Origin of the sequence: Mannheimia glucosida, from assembly GCF_046267875.1 — a bacterium.
Lineage (GTDB): Bacteria > Pseudomonadota > Gammaproteobacteria > Enterobacterales > Pasteurellaceae > Mannheimia > Mannheimia glucosida.
Window position 1 is genome coordinate 901,422 of the sequence record NZ_CP176502.1, and the last position, 22,383, is coordinate 923,804.

Below are 22,383 nucleotides of genomic sequence, written 5' to 3' on the forward strand. Positions count from 1 at the left end.
TTTAGAAAGGAAGCGGTGAGATTTAGCAAATTTTTTGTAAATCCGCCTCTTCCTTTCGCCGTCTTAGAACGGCATTTTTTTGAGTTTAATTCTTATTTATATTTACTGTGGGGGTTCTTTATGAACGTTAATTTTTACGTTACCTGCATTGCAGATGTGATGAAAGCCGGGGTAGCAAAAAATACTGTGCTTTTATTGGAAAAATTAGGTTGTAAAATCACTTTCTTAGAAAAACAAGGTTGCTGTGGACAACCTGCGATAAACAGTGGTTATACCAAGCAAGCTTTAGCAGGTATGAAAAACTTGGTTGAAACCTTTGAAGCTAATGATTTCCCGATTGTTGCCCCGGCAGGTTCTTGTGTGTATGCCATTAAAACCTACCCAGAGCATTTTGAACGCTTTGGCGAAAAAGAATGGGTGGAACGTGCGAAGAAAGTGGCTGAGCGTTTCTATGACTTAACCGATTTTATTGTGAATAAACTAGGCGTGAAAGATGTTGGGGCTTATTTACCGGGCAAAGCGGTTTATCACCCCTCTTGTAGCTTGTTCCGTAAGCTGGGGATTAAAGAAGAGCCTATTACCTTATTACAACACGTCAAAGGGTTAGAGTTATTACCAATCAAAAACCAAGAAACTTGCTGTGGTTTTGGTGGTACATTCTCGGTCAAAATGGCGGAAATTTCCGGTGAAATGGTAAAAGAGAAAGTCGCGAATATAGATTCTGATGAACCGGATTATTTAATCGGGGCTGATGTGAGTTGCTTAATGAACATTGGTGGTCGTTTAAGCCGTGAAGGCAAGCCAATCAAAGTGATGCACATTGCTGAAGTGTTAATGCAGGGAGGAAAATAAGATGTCTTATTTACAAACTAACACCCTGCCATTTAAACAACGTGTTGAGCAGCAAGTTAACAACGAGATTGTGCGTAAAGCCTTAGTTAAGGCTCAAGAAACCATTGGGGCAAACCGTCAGCGTATGGTGGATGAGCTGGGTAACTGGGAAGAGTGGCGTGATGATGCGAAAGCCATTCGTAACCACGTTTTAGCTAATTTAGACGCTTATCTCTACCAATTAAGCGAAAAAGTGACCCAAAACGGCGGACACGTTTTCTTTGCCGAGACTGCCGAAGAAGCCACCGATTATATCAAAAAAGTGGCAAAGGCTAAAAATGCGAAGAAAATTGTGAAATCGAAGTCGATGGTGACCGAAGAGATTGGGATGAACCACGTGTTAGAAGCGGAAGGCATTAAAGTGGTTGAAACCGATTTGGGCGAATATTTATTGCAAATTGTGGGCGATAAGCCTTCTCATATTGTTGTACCTGCAATCCATAAAGACCGCCACAGAATCCGCCAAGAAATGCACGATGTGCTAGGCTATCAAGGTTCGGAAACCCCGGAAGAGATGACTGCATTCGTCCGCCAAAAAATCCGTGAAGATTTTTTAGAGGCAGATATCGGTATTTCAGGCTGTAACTTTGCGGTACCAGAAACCGGTTCGGTTTGTTTGGTTACCAACGAAGGCAACCTGCGTATGGCAACAACCGTGCCGAAAACGCATATTGCGGTAATGGGTATGGAACGTATCGCTCCAACCTTTAAAGAGGTTGATGTCTTGATCACAATGTTGGCTCGCAGTGCAGTAGGGGCAAAACTTACTGCTTACAACACTTGGCTGACAGGCCCTCGTCTTGAAGGCGAAACCGATGGACCGGAAGAGTTCCACTTGGTCATTGTCGATAACGGCCGCTCTAAAATCTTAGAAAGCGAATTCCAAGAAGTGTTGCGTTGTATTCGTTGTGGTGCTTGCTTGAACACTTGCCCGGCGTATCGCCAAATTGGTGGTCACGGCTACGGTTCAATTTATCCGGGTCCGATTGGTTCGGTGATTTCGCCATTACTCGGTGGCTATGAAGAGTTTAAAGAACTGCCATATGCTTGTTCACTTTGTACAGCTTGTAACAGCGTTTGTCCGGTGAAAATTCCATTGGCACAGCTTATCTTAAAACACCGTGAGAAAATTGCCGATGCAGGCTTAACGCCAATGGCAGAACGCCTTTCTATTTTCGGCTTTAACTTTGCAAACTCACACCCAACCCTTTGGAAAGTCGGAGTGAAAGTGGGGGCGAAAGTGGCAAGCAAATTGATTAAAAACGGCAAAGCACCGGTGAATTTTGGGGCGTTAGGCGAGTGGATGAAAGCCCGTGATTTACCGACTGCCGAAGGCGAAAGTTTCCGTGAATGGTTTAATAACAGAGGATAAGAAAATGGATTTACAAAATCGTGAAAATTTCTTAAATAAATTGGCACAGCGTATGGGCAGACCACGCCAAAATGTGCCTGAGCCAATGCCTGTGTTGGAAAACAACCACGCGATTACCCGTTTAACCGATCGCTCTCAACCACAACTTTGCCAAGAGTTTATTGACTTTGCCCGTGTGATGATGGCAGATGTAGTAGAGGCAAAAGAGGCGGATTTACCACAAGCCATTATTGATATTTGTGAAAAATATGGCGGGGCGAGTGTGATCGTGAATAACGATCAACGCCTAAAAGATCTTGGGATTACCGCAGCTATTCAAGCAAAATACCAAGACAGCTATGTGTGGGATTTCAACCAAGCTGAAACTAACTTTGAAAAAGCCAGAAATGCTAACATCGGTGTGGTTTACGGCGAATATGGCTTGGCAGAGTCTGGTGGTATTGTGCTGTTTTCCGATAAAGAATTTGGGCGTTCAGTGAGCTTACTGCCTGAAAAATCGGTGGTGGTGTTACGCAAAAGTACAGTGTTACCTCGTGTGGCACAGCTTGCACAAATTCTGCACGAAAAAGCCCAACAAGGTGAAAGAATGCCATCTTGTGTGAATATCATCTCAGGTCCATCGGCGACTGCAGATATTGAGTTGATCAAAGTAGTTGGCGTTCACGGACCGGTAAATAAAATTTACTTGGTAATTGACGATCTCTAATTGCAAAAAATCCACTGAAAGTAACCGCTTGTAGATAGAAATTTACAAGCGGTTATATTTTTGTAGAGATTTACAAATTAAAAACTGATATTCATTCCAAGCATTGCATTTCTACCCATTTGTGGAATATGTGGTAGATATGAGGCATGTTGGTACATTTTCTGATTAAGCAAGTTATCCACTTTAAGGAATACTTGGTATTCTGTTTGATTAAAATGATTACTATAGGTTACGCCAAGGTTTACTTGATGATGGCCAGGGGTAACTTGTTCGTATTTCGAGACTTTTTTCTGAGCAAAGACTCGGTAATATTCTAACATTCCAGACCAGTTTAGGTTGAAGTCAGCATTAAATCTTGCTCCTAAACGTAGTGGTGGAACCCGAGGTGCTGAAATGTCTGGCTGAGAAGCCCATTTGTCAACTTCACCTGTCCAAATGTTGTAACTCATTGCAATATCAGGTAAATTGACTAACTTTCCACGCACATAGTCCCCGAATACGGCTAAGCGATAATTTGGTGTAAATAGATAACCAATTTCGCCTTCTGCCCCACTAAAGCGAGCTTCGCCTTGATAATATCTATTCACTTTTAGGTTATATTCATCGGTAAAAGATTTAGGTCCACGATTATCATTAAGGGTTAATGGGTAAATATAGTTGCCATAACGGGTATGGTATAGATTTAATTTATAATCCCATTTGTCGCCAACATAAGCTAACGCTAGCTCTATTTGGTTAGAACGCTCTTTTTTTAGATTTTTATTGCCAGCCTCAAATGCATTTAAAGCAATGTGTTTACCATGAGCATAGAGTTCCTGAGCATTAGGTAAACGTTCTTGATGTGCAGCATTTAATGTTAACTTATGGTTTGGTGCGAAATACCAATGGGTTGCAAAGCTATAAGAATAACCTTTATCTTTATGTGGATCTAAGTTTGGCATAGGTGTATTAAAGCCTAGCCAGCGATCAATTAATTTCACATCATAATCCATTGCTATTTTTTGACGTTCTGCCCGCCCACTTAACTCAAAGGTAAAGTCACCTAAATTAAGGCGTTCAATCGCAAAGAGACTCCATAATTTTGTTTTTGGATTATTGAGTAAAGGCTGTTTATTAAATACTTTTGCAGCTCGTGAAGCTTCAAGTGCAAGTGCTGAGGTAGATTGGTTGGTGTATTGCAGACCAATAGCTCCTTTTAGCCCTTTCCACTCTTTGTGAACCAATTCGAAACGTAGATTTTTTCCTTTGTTCTTGAAGTAATTTTCAACTCTTTTTCCATCTTTTTCATCATGATAGTAATCTACATAGTTAGCTGATATTTTGGCTTCTTCAAAACCAGGAAGTGGATTTTGCAAACTTCCATCAATATCATACCGCTTGGAGTGCATATCAATCCAAGGTTTGCCGTGCTCGTGAGTATCTTGTCCATAATGTGAGCCACCCGGAATATGAGTATGCAGTAAACGGATACCAGGGTTGTTATAGTCAATATCTCCTTCTTCTGCAAGGTGCGGGTAAAAACGTAAATAACCTTTTGCAAACATAACGGCTTGGCGAATAATACTAATAGTATAGTGATCGTATTTGTGTGTGTGACCAATTAATCCATATTTATCACGGCGATCAGTGTAAGCAATACCAAGATGTCCTCGCTCTCCAATCCAAGAAAGACCTACTGTGCCGGTTTGTGATTGTACATCGCTATCCGGCACACGGTGGTAAGGTTTGCCTTCAATCGTAAAGTGCGGAGCATAGTATTCGGAAGCTTTGTTATACATTCCCTGTACGCGTAAGGCTAAATGATTTCCAAGGGCAAAGGTTGAGCCTGCATAGGTTAAACGCTCTTTACTGGCTGAGCCAAAACGCATACCAAACTGCCCCTCATAGCCTTTTTCGGGAATGGCGGTTGGAATTTTATTGTCTACTACATTAATTACACCTGCCGTATTACCTGCACTATAAAGTAGAGTGGTTGGACCACGTAAAATTTCAATACGTTTAGCAAGTAGCGCATCTACGGTCACAGCATGATCAGGAGACATTCCCGACATATCTAAGTTTTCGCCATTATTTTGTAAGATTTTTGCACGCTTACTCTCTTGCCCACGAATAATTGGCGTACTTGCACCGCCACCGAACTGGCTTGAATGAATGCCTAATTCACCGGATAAAGCGTTACCTAATGTAATACTACCTTGTTTTAATTTTTTTTCATCAACAACAGATTCATTGCTATTTAGTTCACCACCTAGTAATTTCCCTTTGGTTGAAGGCGTATTTCCATCAACAGTAATAGTCTCTAAAGAGATTTCATTAGCGTAGCCTACTCCACTAATGGCAAGGAGAATTGATACAGTGAGATAATTTTTCTTTAACACGTTTAGAGTCCTTCTAGAATAAATAGCCATAAAAAAATAATGGCAATGAAATTTACAGATATTTTGTAAGAAGTGCAATATTTCCATAAAAAAATAATTGTTATTTTATGATTGAGTGTATTTTGAAAAGGGAAATAAAAAAATCTACACTGAATCAGAACGGTTATTCTGTTTTGTCAGATGTAGATTTTATTTAAAAAGAAAATCAAAAAGAGAAGTGAATTATTCAGCTAACGCTTTACGTTGAGCTTCAACTAGCTGGCTAATGCCTTGCTTCGCTAAATCTAGCAATGTCAGTAATTCTTCGTGCGAGAACGGTTCGCCTTCTGCCGTGCCTTGTACTTCCACTAAACGACCATCTTCGACCATCACCACGTTCATATCAGTTTCAGCGTTGGAATCTTCCACATATTCTAAATCGCACACGGCTTCGCCTGATACAATACCGACAGAAATTGCCGCTACTAAACCTTTCATTGGGTTATTTTTCAGTGTTCCATCAGCCACTAATTTATTCATTGCATCGTACAATGCTACGCACGCACCGGTAATTGAGGCGGTACGAGTGCCGCCATCGGCTTGAATAACATCACAATCTACGGTAACGGTACGTTCGCCTAAGGCTTTTAAATCCACCACCGCACGCAGAGAACGGGCAATCAAGCGTTGGATTTCCATTGTGCGTCCGCCTTGTTTACCTTTTGCCGCTTCACGCTGAGTGCGAGAGTGGGTAGCTCGTGGCAACATTCCATATTCTGCTGTTACCCAACCTTGTTGCTGACCTTTTAAAAAACGTGGTACGCTTTCTTCTACCGTAGCGTTACACAATACTTTGGTTTCGCCAAACTCAATTAACACCGAGCCTTCGGCATAGCGGGTGTAATTACGGGTAATTTTAATTTCTCTAACTTGGTTGTTTGCTCGATTATTTGGACGCATTTTCTTTTCCTTTTGCTAAAATTTTTACCATTTTAGCAAAGAACACAGTAAAATGTGATTTTTCTTTAGCAAAGAATTTACATAGCCCTCGCCCCTTGTGGGAGAGGGACGGATTTTTCTTCGTTCAGAAGAAAAATCAGGGAGAGGGGGAAGCGGTTATTTTTATCTCAAATTTTACAAATTCCCCCTCTCTCTGAAAAATATTTCTGAACGAAATATTTTTCGGTCTCTCTCCCTCAAGGGGAGAGAGCTTTACTTATAAAAATATAAGGAATACCAATGATTTATAGTATGACAGCATTTGCCCATTTAGAAATGAAAAAAGAGTGGGGCAATGCGGTGTGGGAAATCCGCTCGGTGAATCAACGCTTTTTAGAAACCTATTTTCGTTTGCCGGAGCAGTTTCGCAACCTAGAAATGACCTTGCGTGAACGTTTACGTTCTGCACTAACAAGAGGCAAAGTAGAGTGTAGCTTACGCATTGATTTAAGCAAGACCCAAAACAGTGAAATTGCGTTAAATAAAGAATACGCCACGCAGGTGGTGCAATCACTAAAATGGTTAAAAGAAACCGCAAATGAAGGCGAGATCAACCTTGTGGATGTGCTACGTTTCCCGGGTGTGGTGGATAATGAAAGCCAAGATTTAGACCAAATTGCCCAAGATTTATTAGCCGGCTTTGAGCAAATTCTGGCAGATTTTATCGCAATGCGAGCTAGAGAGGGCGAGAACGTGCAAGCCCTGATCTTGCAACGTTTAGAGGCAATTTCAGTTGAGGCCGCAAAAGTGCAAGCCCAAATGCCGGAAATTCTGCAATGGCAGAAAGATCGTTTACAACAACGGTTTGATGAGCTGAATGTACAGCTTGATCCACAACGCTTAGAACAAGAAATGGTGTTACTTGCCCAACGTGTTGATGTGGCGGAGGAATTAGACCGCTTGCAATTACACGTGAAAGAAACCACTAATATCCTGAAAAAAGGCGGTGCGGTTGGGCGTAAACTGGATTTTATGATGCAAGAACTAAACCGTGAATCCAACACGCTCGCTTCAAAATCGATTAATGCGGACGTGACCAATTCGGCGGTGGAGCTGAAAGTGTTGATCGAACAGATGCGTGAACAAATTCAGAATTTAGAATAGGACAGATTATGGCAATGAATTTCAAGCAAGTGAGCCAGAGCTATCCAAATCTCTGCGTGCCGCTTTCTCAGTATTGTTTAATTGAAATCGCAGGGGTAGATGCTGAGAAATATCTTCAAGGGCAATTAACCTGCGATGTGGCAAAAATTTCGGTGGGCGAACATACGCTAACCAGCCATTGTGATCCGAAAGGCAAAATGAGTGCGTTACTGCGTTTGTATCGTGCAGAAAATGAGAAATTTATGGCGATCATTCACCGCAGCTTATTGCCTGAAGCCCTGACGCAACTTAAAAAATATGCGGTTTTTTCAAAAGTGACCTTCACGGAATTAGACACCCCACTTTATGGTATGGCAGGTGAAGCAGCATTTGCAAAATTAAGCGAAAATATGACCGCTTTGCGTTTAACCACAGGACAGCCTCGGGCCATTGTTTGGGGCGAAGAGCTTGAAACGACTGCCGATGAACAGCTCTGGACATTAATGGATATTCAAGACGGCATTCCTGTTCTCTTGCAACAAAACCAGTTTGAGCTGATTCCACAGGCAACTAATTTACAGGCACTTGAATCTGCGATTTCATTCACCAAAGGTTGCTATATTGGGCAAGAAACGGTAGCGAGGGCGAAATATCGTGGAGCGAATAAACGTGCTTTATTTACCCTTGCCGGCAAAGTTGAAGGTGAAGTGAGCTTACCGGAAGTTGCTTCTGCAATTGAAATGCAACTGGGCGAAAATTGGCGGGCAACCGGCACTGTGCTGGCGAGTGCCACTGACGAAAACACCCTGTGGGTGCAAATAGTGTTGAATAAAGATATCGAACCTGAAACGAAGTTCAGAGCCAATGGCGTAGCGTTGGAAATGGTCGAGTTGCCTTATAGTTTGGCAGAAAATGAGTAAAACGAACGGTCATCAGAGTATGACCGTTTTTTATATCTGATCAGGGTGATGAATCATTACAAAACGTTCCCACAACTGCTCTTCGGTTTCGATATTATCAGGATCTTTGATAATGCAGTTGGTAATCGGGCAAACTTTCTGGCAAGTTGGCTTTTCATAATGCCCGACACATTCGGTACATAACACCGGATCGATGATATAAATATCATCGCCCACCGAAATCGCCTCGTTCGGGCATTCCGGTAAGCACATATCACAGTTGGTACATTTGTGGGTAATTAATAAAGCCATAGTTTGTATTGAGAAAATAAAAATTAAACAAGCGGTCGATTTTGCAAAAAAATTTGCAAATCTTACCGCTTGTCACTAAATGTTGCCTATTATAAAGCAAAATAATTTGAACTACTTCACATTTTTGCAATTTGCTTGTTTATCCGGTTAAGAAAATTTTTTATGATTTCATCGAAACGTTTCGATGGAGTATTTTCCAGCGTGATGGAGCAAAAATAAAGGAGTTAGTATGAAAAAAACGCTAAATCTGAATGCACAACTTTCACACAGCATTGCGACACTCGGGCATACCGATAGTTTGACCGTTTGCGATGCCGGTTTGCCGATTCCAAATGCAATAGAGCGTATCGACTTGGCTTTAACCGCCGGTGTGCCGAGCTTTTTGCAAACATTTGATGTGGTCGTCAGTGAGCTGTTTGTTGAACGAGTGCTACTTGCTGAAGAAATTAAACAGAAAAATCCGCAAGTGCTAGCGGCTCTTTTGGAGCGTTTAACCCAATTAGAACAAACCCAACAAAATAAAATTCAAATTGATTATGTGAACCACGAAATCTTTAAAGAGCAGACACATTACAGTAAAGCAGTTGTACGTTCGGGCGAATGTTCGCCGTATGCCAATATTATTTTATATTCGGGTGTACCGTTTTAAGGTGGAATGATGGAAACCTTATTAAAAATGAGCGGGATAGATAAAGCCTTTCCCGGTGTGAAAGCCTTGAGCAATGCGTGCTTGTCTGTTTATGGTGGGCGAGTAATGGCATTAATGGGCGAAAATGGGGCAGGTAAATCCACCTTGATGAAAGTATTGACGGGGATTTATAGCAAAGATGCCGGCTCTATTACTTATTTAAGCAAAGAAGTGACTTTTAAAGGCCCGAAAGATTCACAAGAAGCCGGTATTAGCATTATTCACCAAGAGCTGAATTTAGTCGGTAATTTAACCATTGCTGAAAATATTTTTTTGGGCCGTGAGTTCAAAACCGCTTGGGGGGCTATTGATTGGAAAAAAATGTACGCTGAGGCAGATAAACTGCTTGCCCGACTTGGGGTAAAACACAGTAGCCATCAGCTTTGTGCGGAGTTATCCATTGGCGAGCAGCAAATGGTGGAAATTGCGAAAGCCCTGAGTTTTGAATCTAAAGTGATTATTATGGATGAGCCGACCGATGCTTTAACCGATACAGAAACAGCATCGTTGTTTAAAGTTATTCGAGAGTTAAAAGCGGAAAATCGAGGCATTGTTTATATTTCCCATCGTTTAAAAGAGATTTTTGAAATTTGTGATGACGTGACGGTGCTAAGAGATGGGCAATTTATCGGCGAGCGAGTGATTGCCGATATTGATGAAGATCAGTTAATTGAAATGATGGTTGGTCGCCGTTTGGAAGAGCAATATCCGCATTTACACCAAGAGCGTGGCGAGTTATTACTTGAAGTGAAGAATTTAAGTGGAAGTGGGGTGAATAATGTGTCATTCCAATTACACAAAGGTGAAATCGTGGGTATTTCCGGCTTAATGGGGGCAGGGCGTACTGAATTAATGAAGGTGCTTTATGGTGCATTGCCAAAAACAGCCGGCTCGATTGAGCTAAATGGAAAAGTGATTTCCAACCATTGTCCGCAAGATGGGTTAAATAACGGCATTGTGTATATTTCAGAAGATCGCAAAGGCGATGGGCTGATTTTGGGAATGTCGGTAAAAGAAAATATGTCTTTGACCTCTCTCGATCATTTCTCCAAAGCCGGCAGTATTCGCCACGATGCGGAAAAATTGGCGGTCGATGATTTTATTGAGATGTTTAACATCAAGACCCCAAGTCGGGAGCAACAAATTGAGCTGCTTTCCGGTGGTAATCAGCAAAAAGTGGCGATTGCCAAAGGGTTGATGACCCGCCCGAATATGCTGATTTTAGACGAGCCGACACGGGGTGTGGATGTAGGGGCGAAAAAAGAGATCTATCAATTAATTAATGAATTTAAAAAAGATGGGCTTAGTATTTTGATGGTTTCGTCCGATATGCCGGAAGTGTTGGGAATGAGCGACCGCATTTTAGTGATGCACGAAGGGCAAATCAGTGCTGAATTTTCACGAACAGAGGCGACACAAGAAAAGCTACTGGCAGCAGCTATCGGCAAAAGTACAGGATTAAATTAAGGTGTGTTTATGACGACTCAAACAAAGCAGTTTCAACTTGGCAGATTTTTAATCGAGCAACGTTCTTTTGTAGCGTTATTTATTTTAATTGTCATTGTTTCAATGATTAACCCTGATTTTTTCAGCGTGGATAATATTTTAAATATTCTACGCCAAACCTCGGTGAATGCGATTATTGCGGTCGGAATGACCTTTGTGATTTTAATTGCAGGCATTGATTTATCGGTCGGTTCGGTTCTAGCCTTAACCGGTGCGGTTGCGGCTACGTTAGTCGGCTCTGAATTGCCTATTTTGTTGGTGATTCCGCTGGTTTTATTATTAGGGACGGCATTTGGTGGTATTAGTGGGGCGATTGTTGCTAAAGGTAAAGTGCAGGCATTTATTGCGACTTTGGTCACGATGACCTTATTGCGTGGGATTACGATGGTTTATACCGATGGCAGACCGATTAGCACCGGCTTTTCTGATCAAGCAGATGCCTTTGCATTTATTGGTACAGGCTATTTGTTTGGTATTCCTGTGCCGATTTGGATTATGGCGGTAGTGTTTGCTGTGGCTTGGTATATTTTAAAACATACCCCGATTGGGCGTTACATTTACGCCTTAGGCGGCAACGAGTCGGCAACCCAGCTTTCAGGCATCAATGTGAATAAAATTAAGATCTTCGTATTTGCCGTGAGTGGTTTTTTATCTGCTCTTGCCGGCTTAATTGTGACTTCACGTCTCTCTTCTGCTCAGCCAACGGCTGGTGTTTCCTATGAGTTAGATGCGATTGCAGCGGTAGTTGTTGGCGGAACCAGCCTAATGGGCGGTAAAGGGCGTGTAATGGGAACGCTTGTTGGGGCATTAATTATCGGTTTCTTAAACAATGCCCTTAATTTATTGGATATTTCTTCATATTATCAGATGATTGCTAAAGCGTTGGTTATTTTAGCAGCGGTATTAGCTGATAATTATCTAGGCACTAAAAAAGTTTAATCTATCTTCAAAGGAGATTTCTATGAAAAAATTAACTACGATTGCATCAGCGGTTATGTTAAGTTTATCGGTTGCAGCTACTGCTTCGGCAAAAGAGACTATCGCTCTTGCGGTCTCGACTTTAGATAACCCATTTTTTGTGAGCCTTAAAGACGGTGCACAGAAAAAAGCAGATGAATTAGGCTACAAATTAGTGGTGCTTGATTCCCAAAATGACCCGGCTAAAGAGCTTTCCAATGTGGAAGACTTAACCGTTCGTGGGGCAAAAGTGTTATTGATTAACCCAACCGATTCAGAAGCGGTCGGAAATGCAGTGGCTATTGCAAATCGCAACAAAATTCCGGTCATTACCCTTGACCGTGGTGCAGCAAAAGGCGAGGTGGTTAGCCATATTGCTTCTGATAACGTTGCTGGCGGTAAAATGGCGGGAGATTTCATTGCTCAGAAATTAGGCGCAGGAGCGAAAGTGATTCAATTAGAAGGCATTGCCGGCACTTCAGCTGCTCGTGAACGTGGTGAAGGTTTCAAACAAGCGATTGAAGCACATAAATTCAATGTCTTAGCCAGCCAACCTGCTGATTTTGACCGTACTAAAGGCTTAAATGTGACCGAAAACTTACTCTCAAGCAAAGGAGATGTACAAGCGATTTTCGCACAAAATGATGAAATGGCATTAGGAGCTTTGCGTGCAGTGAGTTCAGCGAAGAAAGAGGTTGTAATTGTGGGCTTTGACGGCACAGATGATGGTGTAAAAGCCGTTGAAGGCGGTAAACTTGCCGCAACGATTGCACAACAACCTGAACTGATTGGCTCATTAGGTGTGGAAACCGCCGATAAGGTGCTAAAAGGCGAAAAAGTGGAAGCAAAAATTCCGGTTGATTTAAAGGTTATTTCAAAATAATTACACTTGAAGATAGCGTTCGTCTCTGACGAACGCTTTAAATTAATAAAATAGCACTCGTCAGAGACGAGCGCTATCAGAATCCTAGTTTTGTTGTACTAGGTAATTTGAGGGCTTAATATGAAAAAACTCACCGTTCTCGGCAGCATTAATGCAGATCACGTGATTTCTGTTCCCTATTTTGCCAAACCGGGAGAAACGCTTACCGGGCATAGCTACCACATTGCCTATGGCGGTAAGGGGGCAAATCAGGCAGTGGCGGCAGCACGTTTGGGCGCTAAGGTTTCTTTCATCGGTTGTATTGGCAGTGATGACATCGGCAAAGCAATGAAATCAGCCTTCGAACAAGATGGCATTGACACGCACCCGATTAAATCAATCCCGAATGAAATGACCGGCATTGCAATGATTCAAGTGGCGGAATCTGGCGAGAACAGTATTGTGATTTCAGCTGGAGCGAATGGGCATTTAGATGAAACGGTTGTGGCAGAGGGTGTAGCCGAAATCACACAGGCGGATTATTTGCTAATGCAGCTAGAAACACCGTTGCTGGCGATTGTGCAAGCAGCAAAATTGGCTCAGCAAAACGGCACGAAAGTGATATTAAACCCTGCACCTGCCCGAGCGTTACCCGATGAACTGTTAAATTTACTGGATATGATTACCCCAAATGAAACGGAAGCGGAAATCTTAACCGGCGTGAAAGTTGTTGATGAAGCCAGTGCGATTCAAGCCGCACAAGTGTTTCACCAAAAGGGCATAGAAAAAGTGTTGATTACACTTGGCTCAAAAGGGGTATTTGTAAGTGAAAACGGCGTAGGCAAAATTGTTGCTGGCTTCCGTGTTCAAGCGGTGGATACCACTGCCGCAGGGGATACTTTTAACGGAGCATTAGTGACTGCAATGTTAGAAGATAAACCGCTGGATCAAGCCATTCGTTTTGCTCACGCAGCGGCAGCGATTAGTGTGACTCGCAAAGGGGCTCAACCTTCTATTCCAACCCGTCAGGAAACACTGGATTTTCTAAGCCAACAAGCGGTGAATTTTTAGGAAAATTTTGCAAATGGTAACAATGAAGGATATTGCACGGCTTGCACAGGTTTCCACCTCGACAGTCTCTCACGTTATTAACAATAGCCGATTTGTTAGTGAGGAAATTCGGGAAAAAGTGCAGAGGGTGGTGAAAGAACTGAATTACACACCTTCTGCATTGGCTCGTAGCCTGAAAGTGAATGAAACCAAAACCATCGGAATGCTGGTAACGGCAACCGGCAACCCGTTTTTTGCAGAAGTAATGGCAGGGGTAGAACAATACTGCCAACAACACCAATATAATCTGATTATTGCTACCACCAATGGTGACACCGAACGTTTGCAACACCATTTGCAAATGCTGATGCAACGAAAAGTAGATGGGTTGTTACTGATGTGTGGCGATACCAGATTGAATGCCGATGAGAGCCTGAATATTCCGCTGCCATTGGTGGTGTTAGACTGGTGGTTTACCGAACTCAACGCAGATAAGATCTTTGAAAATTCCGTATCCGGTGGCTATCTTGCCACAAAAACCTTAATTGACGCCGGTCATACTAAAATAGCGATTATTACCGGTAGTTTAAAAAAATCGTTGGCAAAAAACCGTTTAGAAGGCTACAAAAAAGCACTTGCCGAGGCGAATATTCCACTCAATCCAAACTGGGTGATCGAAAGCCATTTTGATTTTGCCGGCGGGGTTAATGGAATGAATGCCCTACTTGCTCAAAGCGAAAAGCCCACTGCAGTTTTTGCCTGTAGCGATACCATCGCTCTTGGGGCTTACCAAGCAATTTGGCAACAAGGTTTGCAAATACCACAAGATATTTCGATTATCGGCTATGACGATATCGAACTGGCAAAATACCTTTCCCCACCGCTGAGTACTATTAGCCAACCTAAAGCAGAACTCGGACGGCTTGCAGTGGAGACGTTGCTAAAACGAATCCGTGCCAAATCCACCGATTTTCAAACCATAATGCTCGAGCCTGAATTAGTTTTAAGGCACTCAATCCAAACAATAAACAAAAACGCCGAATAATGTAAAGTTATTCAGCGTTTTTTATCCGATTTCTATTAGCCTTTTTGCTGTTCCAAATAAAGCACGGTGGCGGCAACTCGGGAATGCACGTTTAATTTACGCAGTAAATTGCGGATATGCACTTTTACGGTTTCTTCGGAAATAAAGAGCTGGGCTGCAATTTGTTTGTTTGACATACCGGTTGCGATCCATTGTAAAACGTCGAGTTCACGATCGGTTAAGCAACTTAAAGGATCATTTTCCGGTTGGCGGTTGAGTAAGTGCTGGCGAACGGTTTCGCTTAACACTACTTCACCGGCAGCGGCTTTGCGGATATTATCTAGTAGTTCCGGGGTGTCGGTATCTTTTAATAAATAGCCGTCCACACCAGCATCCATTAATGCAAATACATCGGATTGCTCGTCTGACACTGTTAAAACAATGATTCTGGCATCTATACCTTGAGCGCGCAATGAGCGTAAAGTATCTAGCCCTGAAAGCCCTTTCATATTTAAATCCAGAATAATCACATCCGGCTCAAGTCGTAATGCAAGTTTGATACCGTCGGTGCCGTTGCTTGCTTCACCCACTACACTAAATTGGTGATCTAATTCCAATAGTTGACGCATTCCCTGACGCATTAATGGGTGGTCGTCAATGAGTAAAATTTGAGTTGGAGCTGTCATTTATTTCTCCTTTCCTTTCTCTTAATCGGTTAATTTTGCAATTATTAATTCAAAATAGCAAGTTTAGGGATTTACTAAATGCCGCTTTTTTGATCTTAGCTAATTTTTAACTAAAAAAGAAATTGCAAAACTTTGCAAGAAAAAGACCGCTTGTTCGGCTATAATTACAGACAATTTTTATTTCAAGTGTGAAAAGAATGACAAATCAAACAACCTATTTTGCCACGGCAGCCCGTGGTTTTGAGGAAATGCTAAAAACCGAACTGGAGCAGATTTGTGCGGCAGAATGCAAAGTCGCTCAAGGCGGTGTGCATTTTACCACCACGCAAAAAGGGGCTTATCAGGCATTATTACACAGCCGTTTAGCCTCTCGGATCTTACTGCCGCTCATCAGCACCAAAATTTTTAGTGATAGCGATTTATATGCTTCCATCGTGTCATTTAACTGGGCGGATTTATTCGACCCCCGTGATACCTTTTACATTGATTTCAGCGGCACTAACCGAGAAATCCGCAACACCCAATTTGGGGCAATGCGAGTGAAAGACGGCATTGTGGATTACTTTGAACGCAAAGGTTTTGCCCGCCCAACAGTAGATAAAGACAATCCGGATGTTCGCATTCATGTTTATTTGGATCGTGAAAATGTTGTGGTTTCGCTTGATTTAAGTGGAGATGCCTTACATATTCGGGGCTATCGGGAAGAAACCGGTAAAGCTCCGTTGCGTGAAACATTGGCGGCAGCCATTATTTTGCGTTCCGGCTGGAAAGTCGGCACGCCATTGGTTGATCCGATGTGTGGTTCAGGCACGTTACTGATTGAAGCAGCACAAATGGCAGCGAATATTGCCCCTCAACTTCACCGTAAACATTGGGGCTTTAATGCGTGGAAAGGGCATCAACAAGTAGTGTGGAAAGCCGTGTTAGATGAGGCATTCCGAAATGTTGAATTGGGTGCGGTAAGGGAGAATTGCAATTCGCCCCTACAAAAAATGTTTTTCGGTTTTGACCTCGATCACCGAGTGCTAGCCAAAGCGAAACAAAACGCCAAAAACGCAGGGGTTGAGCATTTAATTCAATGGCAACAAGGTGATGTAGCTGCGTTGAAAAATCCGATTCCGGAACAAATTGGCACGGTGGTGTGTAATCCGCCTTATGGCGAACGCTTAGGTACGACACCGGCGTTAATTGCTCTTTATTCGGTGTTCGGGCAACGCCTAAAACAGCAATTTGCCGGTTGGAACGCCTCAATTTTTAGCGGCGAGCCTGAACTGTTAAATTGCCTACGTTTACGTTCAGCCCGCCAATTCAAAGCGAAAAACGGGCCGTTGGATTGTGTGCAGAAAAATTATCTGATTAGTGAAAATAGCAAGCGGTCAGATTTAGATGAAAATTTACAATTTGAACAGAACGCCCAAGTCGCACCGGATTTTGCAAATCGCTTAACCAAAAATATCAAAAAAATCGAAAAATGGGCGAAGCAACAAGGTATTGATGCTTACCGTCTATACGATGCCGATCTGCCGGAATATAATTTAGCGGTAGACAGATATGGCGACCACATTGTAGTGCAGGAATACCAAGCACCGAAAAATATTGATGAGCAAAAAGCCCGTCAACGCTTGTTAGATGCAGTCTCTGCTACGCTTTATGTGACAGGGGTTGAAACCAATAAATTGGTGTTAAAAGTTCGCCAAAAACAAAAAGGCACGAACCAGTACGAAAAACTTGCCAATAAAGGCGACTATTTTTATGTGAACGAGTATGGGGCGAAACTGTGGGTGAATTTGACCGACTATTTAGATACAGGGCTGTTTTTAGACCATCGTTTAACCCGTAAAATGGTTGGTGAAATGGCAAAAGGCAAAACGTTCCTGAATTTGTTTGCCTACACTGGCTCGGCAACTGTTCACGCCGCTCTCAATGGTGCAAAATCGACCACCACCGTGGATATGTCAAACACCTATTTGAACTGGGCGGAGCAAAATTTAGAGCTGAATAATCTATCACTTCGCCATAATCGTTTGTTCCAAGCAGATTGCTTACAATGGCTGGCAGAATGCCGTGAGCGTTTTGAGCTGATTTTTGTTGATCCGCCGACTTTCTCTAACTCAAAGCGAATGGAAAACAGTTGGGACGTGCAACGAGACCATATTGAGTTAATGAAACAGCTTAAACGTATTTTAACTGCTGACGGCACTATTGTGTTCTCGAATAATAAGCGAGGCTTTAAAATGGATTTTGACGGTTTGGCAGCATTAGGCTTAACGGCGGAAAATATTTCGCATAAAACCTTACCGTTGGATTTTGAACGCAATCCGCAAATCCATAATTGTTGGATTGTGAAGAATTTATAAGGCTCAAACTATGTTAGATATTGTTTTATACGAACCTGAAATTCCGCAAAACAGCGGTAATATCATTCGCCTTTGTGCAAACTGTGGCTTTCGTTTGCATATGATTGAACCGTTTGGTTTTGGTTGGGACGATAAAAAACTCCGCCGTTCGGGGCTGGATTACCACGAATTTGTGGACATTCAAAAATATAAAAATTTTGAAGATTTCCTCGAGCGAGCCAAGCCCAAACGCCTGTTTGCCCTAACTACCAGAGGGGAGCAGAACCACAGTGATGTGAAATATGAGCTGGGCGATTTTTTAATGTTCGGGCCGGAAAGCAGAGGTATTCCAAAGCCATTACTAGCGGAAATGCCGATGTCGCAAAAAATCCGTATTCCGATGTGCAAGGACAGCCGTAGTATGAATTTATCCAACTCGGTGGCGGTGGTCGTGTATGAGGCGTGGCGACAATTCGGCTACCAAAATGCGGTAGCGGCACAATCTATTTAACTTACAAGCGGTGTGATTTTGGTTATTTTTTGTAAAAATCATACCGCTTAAATTTTTCTGTGATCAGGATCACAAAAACGGCAGAAAAAATAGAAATTGAAGTTATATTTCATTAAAATAATAAAAAATGAAGTGATTTATTCAGAATTGATATTTAAGGAGAGACTATGCGTTTAATTCCGTTAGAAACTGATCACGATGTGAGTGTTTGGGCTGCTCGTTATATTGTTGATCGTATCAATGCATTCCAACCAACCAAAGAAAAACCTTTTGTGCTTGGCTTACCAACCGGCGGTACACCTGAAAAAACTTATAAAGAATTAATCAAATTATATCAAGCTGGTGAAGTGAGCTTTAAAAATGTGGTCACTTTCAATATGGACGAATACGTCGGCTTACCTAAGGAACATCCTGAAAGTTATCACAGTTTTATGTTCAAGCACTTTTTTGACCACGTAGATATTCCGCTTGAAAACATCAATATCCTCAATGGTATGGCGGAAGACGTGAATGCCGAGTGCGAACGTTATGAAGAAAAAATCCGTTCTTATGGTAAAATCCACCTGTTTATGGGCGGTGTGGGTGTGGACGGGCATATTGCGTTCAATGAACCTGCATCTTCGCTGTCTTCCCGCACTCGCATTAAAACACTTACCGAAGATACCCGCATTGCAAACTCACGTTTCTTTGACAATGACGTAAGCCAAGTGCCGAAATTTGCTTTAACCGTTGGGGTTGGTACATTGCTTGATGCCGAAGAAGTGATGATCTTAGTCACCGGTCATAACAAAGCTCTAGCATTACAGGCGTGTGTGGAAGGGGCGGTAAATCATCTGTGGACAATCAGTTGCTTGCAATTACACCGCCGTGGCATTGTGGTGTGTGATGAACCGGCAACCCAAGAGCTGAAAGTTAAAACAGTTAAGTATTTCAAAGAGTTAGAGAAAAACGTTGCTCGTTAATTCTGATTTTACAAGCGGTTAATTTTGTAATATTTTTTACAAAAACGACCGCTTGTTAGCATTTAAAGGAAGAGAAAATGAACCATTATGCCTTAACAAACTGTGTGATTTACACCGGTGAACAAGTGCTTTACCAACACGCATTAGTGGTGAAAGAAGATAAAATCGACACCATTCTTTTGGAAGAAAATTTACCGCTGGATCTGCAAAAAATCGACCTAAAAGGAGCGAATCTTTCAGCCGGTTTTATTGACTTGCAACTGAACGGCTGCGGTGGGGTGATGTTTAATGAAGAAATCACTACCCGCACTTTGGAAATTATGCAGGAAACCAACCTGCGTTCAGGCACAACCAGCTATTTACCGACTTTTATTACCTCGCCTGATGAGGGAATGAAACAAGCGGTGGCGGTAATGCGTGAGTATTTGTCGAAACACAAAAACCAAGCACTCGGCTTGCATTTGGAAGGACCTTATCTAAGTGTGGCAAAGAAAGGAGTACACCGTCCGGAATTTATCCGTGAAATCAGCCCTGAAATGTTAGATTTCTTGTGTGATAACGGCGATGTGATTACAAAAATCACGATTGCGGCTGAAAACCCGACCGCAGATCACATCAAACGCTTTAATGATGCAGGCATTATTGTGTCTATCGGGCATTCCAATGCGACTTTTGCCCAAACCAAACAGCGAATTGCTGAAGGGGCAGCGTTTGCTACACATTTACACAACGCGATGTCACCGGTTAGCAACGGGCGTGAAGGTGGTGTAGTAGGAGCAGTGTTGGATAGCGATATTTACACCGGTATTATTTGCGATGGCTTGCACGTGGAATGGGGCAACATTCGCATTGCCAAAAAAGCGAAAGGCGATAAATTAGTGATTGTCAGCGATGCTGTTGCTGCCGCAGGAAGTGATATTGAGTCGTTTATTTTTGTCGGTAAAAAAGTCACGGTGAAAGATGGCAAATGCTACGATGAGTTCGGAGCATTGGGCGGTGCGGCAATCACGATGATCGAATCCATTCGCAACGTAGTGCAACATTGCGATATTAGCCTGAATGAAGCAATCCGAATGAGTACCCTTTACCCGGCAAAAGCGATTGGGGTAGAGGAAACACTCGGCTCACTTGAAGCCGGCAAAATTGCTAACCTTGCGATTTTCGATAATCAATTTGAAGTAAAAGCGACTGCTGTAAACGGGCAATTACAGTGGCATTAATTTTGCTAAAAATTCTAAGCATAACAGCATATAATCCAAAGGCAGGCATTGTGTCTGCCTTTTATTTATAGGGAGAATAACATGCAATTTAAAGATTACCTAGCGACGTTTCCGGCTATCGAGCATCTTGCTGGTTTAAATGTAGTGAATAGCGGTGAAGTGATTCAACATATTCCGGCGATTGAAGGTAAATTAGGTTCACTAAAACTTTACAATGCACTATTTGCGAAATTTGATGGGAAATTAACCGCTAGTGCAGCAAAACAAGGGTTGGAATGGTTTGCTGAACACGTTGAAGATGCGAAAAATAATGTGGGTAAGCACCCGAATATTGATCTATTATTTAGAGTAATTGAGCAAGATTTATCTTTAAGTTTAGAGCCGATTGTTAAATAAGATTGCACTAGTGAAAAATAACAAGCGGTCATTATCTGCAAAATTTTTGCAAATAATGACCGCTTGTGTTTAAGAAGCTTATTTCACGGTAATTCGTGCAAATTTACGTTTACCGACTTGGTAAACAAAAGTACCTTTTTGAGCCGTTTGTTTCACGTCTTCCACTTTCTCGCCGTCAATTTTAACCCCGCCTTGTTGGGCTGATCGAATTGCCTCTGAGGTTGATGGCACTAAGCCTGCCTCTTTGAGCAGAGCTGCTAAACCGATTTCACCTTCAAAGGTAAATTCGGGCATTTCATCAGGGATTGCCCCTTTCTGGAAACGGTTGATAAATTCTTGCTCTGCCGCATCTGCTGCCGCTTCATCGTGGAAACGGGCAATAATTTCTTTGGCAAGCAGAATTTTGACATCACGCGGGTTTTTACCGTTTGCGACATCAGTTTTTAACTGTGCGATTTCATCTAACGGACGGAATGAGAGCAGGTTGTACCAATCCCACATTAAATCGTCTGAAATCGACATAATTTTGCCGAACATTTCGCTCGGAGCTTCAGTAACACCAATATAGTTACCGAGAGATTTCGACATTTTTTTCTCGCCGTCTAAGCCGACAAGCAGTGGCAGCGTCATTGCTACTTGCGGTTTTTGACCGGCTGATTTTTGTAACTCACGTCCAACCAATAAGTTAAAGGTTTGGTCTGTACCACCTAATTCCACGTCAGCTTTCAGTTCTACCGAGTCGTGACCTTGTAGTAGCGGATAAATAAATTCGTGGATTGCAATCGGTTGTTGGTTCGTGAAGCGGTTTTTGAAATCTTCACGCTCTAACATTCGAGCGACGGTGTAGTTGGAGGCTAAGCGGATCATACCTTCCGTACCTAACTTGCCTAACCATTCGGAGTTGAATACGATCTTGGTTTTTTGTGGATCTAAAATTTTGAAGATCTGCTCTTTATAGGTTTCGGCATTGCGTAACACGTCTTCACGGCTAAGTGGCGGACGGGTAGAGTTTTTTCCTGATGGATCGCCTACCATACCGGTGAAATCACCGATTAAGAAATAGACTTCGTGTCCGAATTGTTGGAATTGACGAAGTTTGTTCAGCACAACAGTATGACCTAAGTGAATATCCGGTGCAGTTGGGTCTGCCCCTAATTTAATACGCAATGGGCGGTTTTCTTTTAATTTGGTGATTAAATCTTCTTCTGAATAAATATTTTCCACGCCACGTTTAAGTTCGGCAAGGACTGATTCGATAGCTTGAGTCATTTATCTTCCTTTTAGTCTTGAATATAAAAAATGGATCTATTATAGCGGTATGAATTGAAATTGATAGGCTATAGGCGAAAAAAAACGCCGTATTTTGTGGGGGAATACGGCGTAAAGAGTTGGAGTGATTACCTATTATTTTTGAAGTGATTTAATGATAATGATTATCATCTGTTAAGTCAATACTTTTTTGAAAAATTTTCAATAAGAATTATTATCATTAACCAAGCAAGATGGATAGTACGGCAATTAGTGAAGAATGTACAGCGGAATTTTCGTATTGTAAGAGTGTTAGTA

21 protein-coding genes are annotated in these 22,383 nt (G+C 42.2%); 16 read left to right on the forward strand and 5 right to left on the reverse strand.

Features of this window, described 5'->3' with window-relative positions; genetic code table 11:
- The first annotated feature begins 120 nt into the window (after window positions 1-120).
- From ACJ7Z2_RS04485 to ACJ7Z2_RS04495, 3 genes are read left to right on the forward strand one after another with little or no spacing between them, the layout of a single operon-like run.
- Entirely contained in the window at window positions 121-852 is a 732-nt protein-coding gene (locus tag ACJ7Z2_RS04485) for a (Fe-S)-binding protein (RefSeq protein WP_409500919.1), read from the forward strand.
- A 1-nt stretch (window position 853) separates the two neighbouring features.
- Entirely contained in the window at window positions 854-2,263 is a 1,410-nt protein-coding gene (locus ACJ7Z2_RS04490) for a LutB/LldF family L-lactate oxidation iron-sulfur protein (RefSeq protein ID WP_409500920.1), read from the forward strand.
- 4 nt (window positions 2,264-2,267) lie between these two features.
- Window positions 2,268-2,969: a lactate utilization protein C gene (locus tag ACJ7Z2_RS04495; RefSeq protein ID WP_126301697.1), complete on the forward strand. Its 702-nt coding sequence runs from the start codon at window positions 2,268-2,270 to the stop codon at window positions 2,967-2,969.
- Window positions 2,970-3,046: 77 nt separating this feature from the next.
- Here the strand turns inward: ACJ7Z2_RS04495 and ACJ7Z2_RS04500 are convergent, their stop codons facing one another.
- Together ACJ7Z2_RS04500 and rph are read right to left on the reverse strand one after the other, a co-directional pair.
- The gene (locus tag ACJ7Z2_RS04500) at window positions 3,047-5,347 is read right to left on the reverse strand and encodes a TonB-dependent receptor (RefSeq protein ID WP_409500921.1); all 2,301 of its coding nucleotides are present in this window, start codon (window positions 5,345-5,347) and stop codon (window positions 3,047-3,049) included.
- Between the two features lie 222 nt (window positions 5,348-5,569).
- The gene (rph, locus tag ACJ7Z2_RS04505) at window positions 5,570-6,286 is read right to left on the reverse strand and encodes a ribonuclease PH (protein ID WP_409500922.1); all 717 of its coding nucleotides are present in this window, start codon (window positions 6,284-6,286) and stop codon (window positions 5,570-5,572) included.
- 279 nt (window positions 6,287-6,565) lie between these two features.
- On the opposite strand from rph, the gene ACJ7Z2_RS04510 reads away from it, so the two are divergent.
- Window positions 6,566-7,429 carry a YicC/YloC family endoribonuclease gene (locus ACJ7Z2_RS04510; RefSeq protein ID WP_409500923.1) on the forward strand — a complete coding sequence of 288 codons (864 nt, stop codon included), beginning with the start codon at window positions 6,566-6,568 and terminating at the stop codon, window positions 7,427-7,429.
- A gap of 8 nt (window positions 7,430-7,437) precedes the next feature.
- On the forward strand, window positions 7,438-8,328 hold the full coding sequence (locus ACJ7Z2_RS04515) for a folate-binding protein (RefSeq protein ID WP_409500924.1): 891 nt from the start codon (window positions 7,438-7,440) through the stop codon (window positions 8,326-8,328).
- Window positions 8,329-8,358: 30 nt separating this feature from the next.
- On the opposite strand, the gene ACJ7Z2_RS04520 is transcribed toward ACJ7Z2_RS04515, so the two are convergent.
- Complete coding sequence (locus ACJ7Z2_RS04520) at window positions 8,359-8,619, reverse strand: YfhL family 4Fe-4S dicluster ferredoxin (protein WP_006249318.1); 261 nt, start codon at window positions 8,617-8,619, stop codon at window positions 8,359-8,361.
- Between the two features lie 229 nt (window positions 8,620-8,848).
- Here ACJ7Z2_RS04520 and rbsD point away from each other — a divergent pair, with 229 nt between their 5' ends.
- From rbsD to ACJ7Z2_RS04550, 6 genes are all read left to right on the forward strand, one after another.
- Window positions 8,849-9,268, forward strand: a complete 420-nt coding sequence (rbsD, locus tag ACJ7Z2_RS04525; protein ID WP_126301702.1) for a D-ribose pyranase — start codon at window positions 8,849-8,851, stop codon at window positions 9,266-9,268.
- Between the two features lie 9 nt (window positions 9,269-9,277).
- A complete protein-coding gene (gene rbsA / locus ACJ7Z2_RS04530) occupies window positions 9,278-10,774 on the forward strand; it encodes a ribose ABC transporter ATP-binding protein RbsA (protein WP_409501107.1) in 1,497 nt (498 codons plus the stop codon).
- Between the two features lie 9 nt (window positions 10,775-10,783).
- Window positions 10,784-11,752, forward strand: coding sequence for a ribose ABC transporter permease (rbsC, locus tag ACJ7Z2_RS04535; protein WP_409500925.1), 969 nt, complete (start codon window positions 10,784-10,786; stop codon window positions 11,750-11,752).
- A 22-nt stretch (window positions 11,753-11,774) separates the two neighbouring features.
- Window positions 11,775-12,653, forward strand: a complete 879-nt coding sequence (gene rbsB, locus ACJ7Z2_RS04540; RefSeq protein WP_409500926.1) for a ribose ABC transporter substrate-binding protein RbsB — start codon at window positions 11,775-11,777, stop codon at window positions 12,651-12,653.
- A gap of 120 nt (window positions 12,654-12,773) precedes the next feature.
- A complete protein-coding gene (gene rbsK, locus ACJ7Z2_RS04545; RefSeq protein ID WP_409500927.1) occupies window positions 12,774-13,703 on the forward strand; it encodes a ribokinase in 930 nt (309 codons plus the stop codon).
- Window positions 13,704-13,716: 13 nt separating this feature from the next.
- On the forward strand, window positions 13,717-14,727 hold the full coding sequence (locus tag ACJ7Z2_RS04550; protein WP_409500928.1) for a substrate-binding domain-containing protein: 1,011 nt from the start codon (window positions 13,717-13,719) through the stop codon (window positions 14,725-14,727).
- A gap of 35 nt (window positions 14,728-14,762) precedes the next feature.
- Here ACJ7Z2_RS04550 and ACJ7Z2_RS04555 read toward each other — a convergent pair whose 3' ends face one another.
- Window positions 14,763-15,392, reverse strand: a complete 630-nt coding sequence (locus tag ACJ7Z2_RS04555; RefSeq protein ID WP_409500929.1) for a response regulator — start codon at window positions 15,390-15,392, stop codon at window positions 14,763-14,765.
- 197 nt (window positions 15,393-15,589) lie between these two features.
- Between ACJ7Z2_RS04555 and rlmKL the strand changes: the two genes are divergently transcribed.
- The 5 genes from rlmKL to ACJ7Z2_RS04580 all read left to right on the forward strand — a co-directional run bounded on the left by rlmKL (window position 15,590) and on the right by ACJ7Z2_RS04580 (window position 20,817).
- Window positions 15,590-17,749: a bifunctional 23S rRNA (guanine(2069)-N(7))-methyltransferase RlmK/23S rRNA (guanine(2445)-N(2))-methyltransferase RlmL gene (rlmKL, locus tag ACJ7Z2_RS04560; protein WP_409500930.1), complete on the forward strand. Its 2,160-nt coding sequence runs from the start codon at window positions 15,590-15,592 to the stop codon at window positions 17,747-17,749.
- A gap of 10 nt (window positions 17,750-17,759) precedes the next feature.
- A complete protein-coding gene (gene trmL, locus ACJ7Z2_RS04565; RefSeq protein WP_006249846.1) occupies window positions 17,760-18,239 on the forward strand; it encodes a tRNA (uridine(34)/cytosine(34)/5-carboxymethylaminomethyluridine(34)-2'-O)-methyltransferase TrmL in 480 nt (159 codons plus the stop codon).
- A gap of 167 nt (window positions 18,240-18,406) precedes the next feature.
- A complete protein-coding gene (nagB, locus tag ACJ7Z2_RS04570) occupies window positions 18,407-19,201 on the forward strand; it encodes a glucosamine-6-phosphate deaminase (protein ID WP_409500931.1) in 795 nt (264 codons plus the stop codon).
- 77 nt (window positions 19,202-19,278) lie between these two features.
- The gene (gene nagA / locus ACJ7Z2_RS04575) at window positions 19,279-20,421 is read left to right on the forward strand and encodes an N-acetylglucosamine-6-phosphate deacetylase (RefSeq protein ID WP_409500932.1); all 1,143 of its coding nucleotides are present in this window, start codon (window positions 19,279-19,281) and stop codon (window positions 20,419-20,421) included.
- 81 nt (window positions 20,422-20,502) lie between these two features.
- Window positions 20,503-20,817: a DUF2322 family protein gene (locus ACJ7Z2_RS04580; protein ID WP_409500933.1), complete on the forward strand. Its 315-nt coding sequence runs from the start codon at window positions 20,503-20,505 to the stop codon at window positions 20,815-20,817.
- 78 nt (window positions 20,818-20,895) lie between these two features.
- On the opposite strand, the gene tyrS is transcribed toward ACJ7Z2_RS04580, so the two are convergent.
- Entirely contained in the window at window positions 20,896-22,086 is a 1,191-nt protein-coding gene (gene tyrS / locus ACJ7Z2_RS04585; protein WP_154703887.1) for a tyrosine--tRNA ligase, read from the reverse strand.
- Window positions 22,087-22,383: the final 297 nt, after the last annotated feature.

Bases quoted from the DNA above. Each gene is read 5' to 3' on its own strand.
- ACJ7Z2_RS04485 (WP_409500919.1), top strand. From the start codon at position 121: ATGAACGTTAATTTTTACGTTACCTGCATTGCAGATGTGATGAAAGCC.
- ACJ7Z2_RS04490 (WP_409500920.1), top strand. From the start codon at position 854: ATGTCTTATTTACAAACTAACACCCTGCCATTTAAACAACGTGTTGAG.
- ACJ7Z2_RS04495 (WP_126301697.1), top strand. From the start codon at position 2,268: ATGGATTTACAAAATCGTGAAAATTTCTTAAATAAATTGGCACAGCGT.
- rph (WP_409500922.1), bottom strand. From the start codon at position 6,286: ATGCGTCCAAATAATCGAGCAAACAACCAAGTTAGAGAAATTAAAATT.
- ACJ7Z2_RS04510 (WP_409500923.1), top strand. From the start codon at position 6,566: ATGATTTATAGTATGACAGCATTTGCCCATTTAGAAATGAAAAAAGAG.
- ACJ7Z2_RS04515 (WP_409500924.1), top strand. From the start codon at position 7,438: ATGGCAATGAATTTCAAGCAAGTGAGCCAGAGCTATCCAAATCTCTGC.
- ACJ7Z2_RS04520 (WP_006249318.1), bottom strand. From the start codon at position 8,619: ATGGCTTTATTAATTACCCACAAATGTACCAACTGTGATATGTGCTTA.
- rbsD (WP_126301702.1), top strand. From the start codon at position 8,849: ATGAAAAAAACGCTAAATCTGAATGCACAACTTTCACACAGCATTGCG.
- rbsA (WP_409501107.1), top strand. From the start codon at position 9,278: ATGGAAACCTTATTAAAAATGAGCGGGATAGATAAAGCCTTTCCCGGT.
- rbsC (WP_409500925.1), top strand. From the start codon at position 10,784: ATGACGACTCAAACAAAGCAGTTTCAACTTGGCAGATTTTTAATCGAG.
- rbsB (WP_409500926.1), top strand. From the start codon at position 11,775: ATGAAAAAATTAACTACGATTGCATCAGCGGTTATGTTAAGTTTATCG.
- rbsK (WP_409500927.1), top strand. From the start codon at position 12,774: ATGAAAAAACTCACCGTTCTCGGCAGCATTAATGCAGATCACGTGATT.
- ACJ7Z2_RS04550 (WP_409500928.1), top strand. From the start codon at position 13,717: ATGGTAACAATGAAGGATATTGCACGGCTTGCACAGGTTTCCACCTCG.
- ACJ7Z2_RS04555 (WP_409500929.1), bottom strand. From the start codon at position 15,392: ATGACAGCTCCAACTCAAATTTTACTCATTGACGACCACCCATTAATG.
- rlmKL (WP_409500930.1), top strand. From the start codon at position 15,590: ATGACAAATCAAACAACCTATTTTGCCACGGCAGCCCGTGGTTTTGAG.
- trmL (WP_006249846.1), top strand. From the start codon at position 17,760: ATGTTAGATATTGTTTTATACGAACCTGAAATTCCGCAAAACAGCGGT.
- nagB (WP_409500931.1), top strand. From the start codon at position 18,407: ATGCGTTTAATTCCGTTAGAAACTGATCACGATGTGAGTGTTTGGGCT.
- nagA (WP_409500932.1), top strand. From the start codon at position 19,279: ATGAACCATTATGCCTTAACAAACTGTGTGATTTACACCGGTGAACAA.
- ACJ7Z2_RS04580 (WP_409500933.1), top strand. From the start codon at position 20,503: ATGCAATTTAAAGATTACCTAGCGACGTTTCCGGCTATCGAGCATCTT.
- tyrS (WP_154703887.1), bottom strand. From the start codon at position 22,086: ATGACTCAAGCTATCGAATCAGTCCTTGCCGAACTTAAACGTGGCGTG.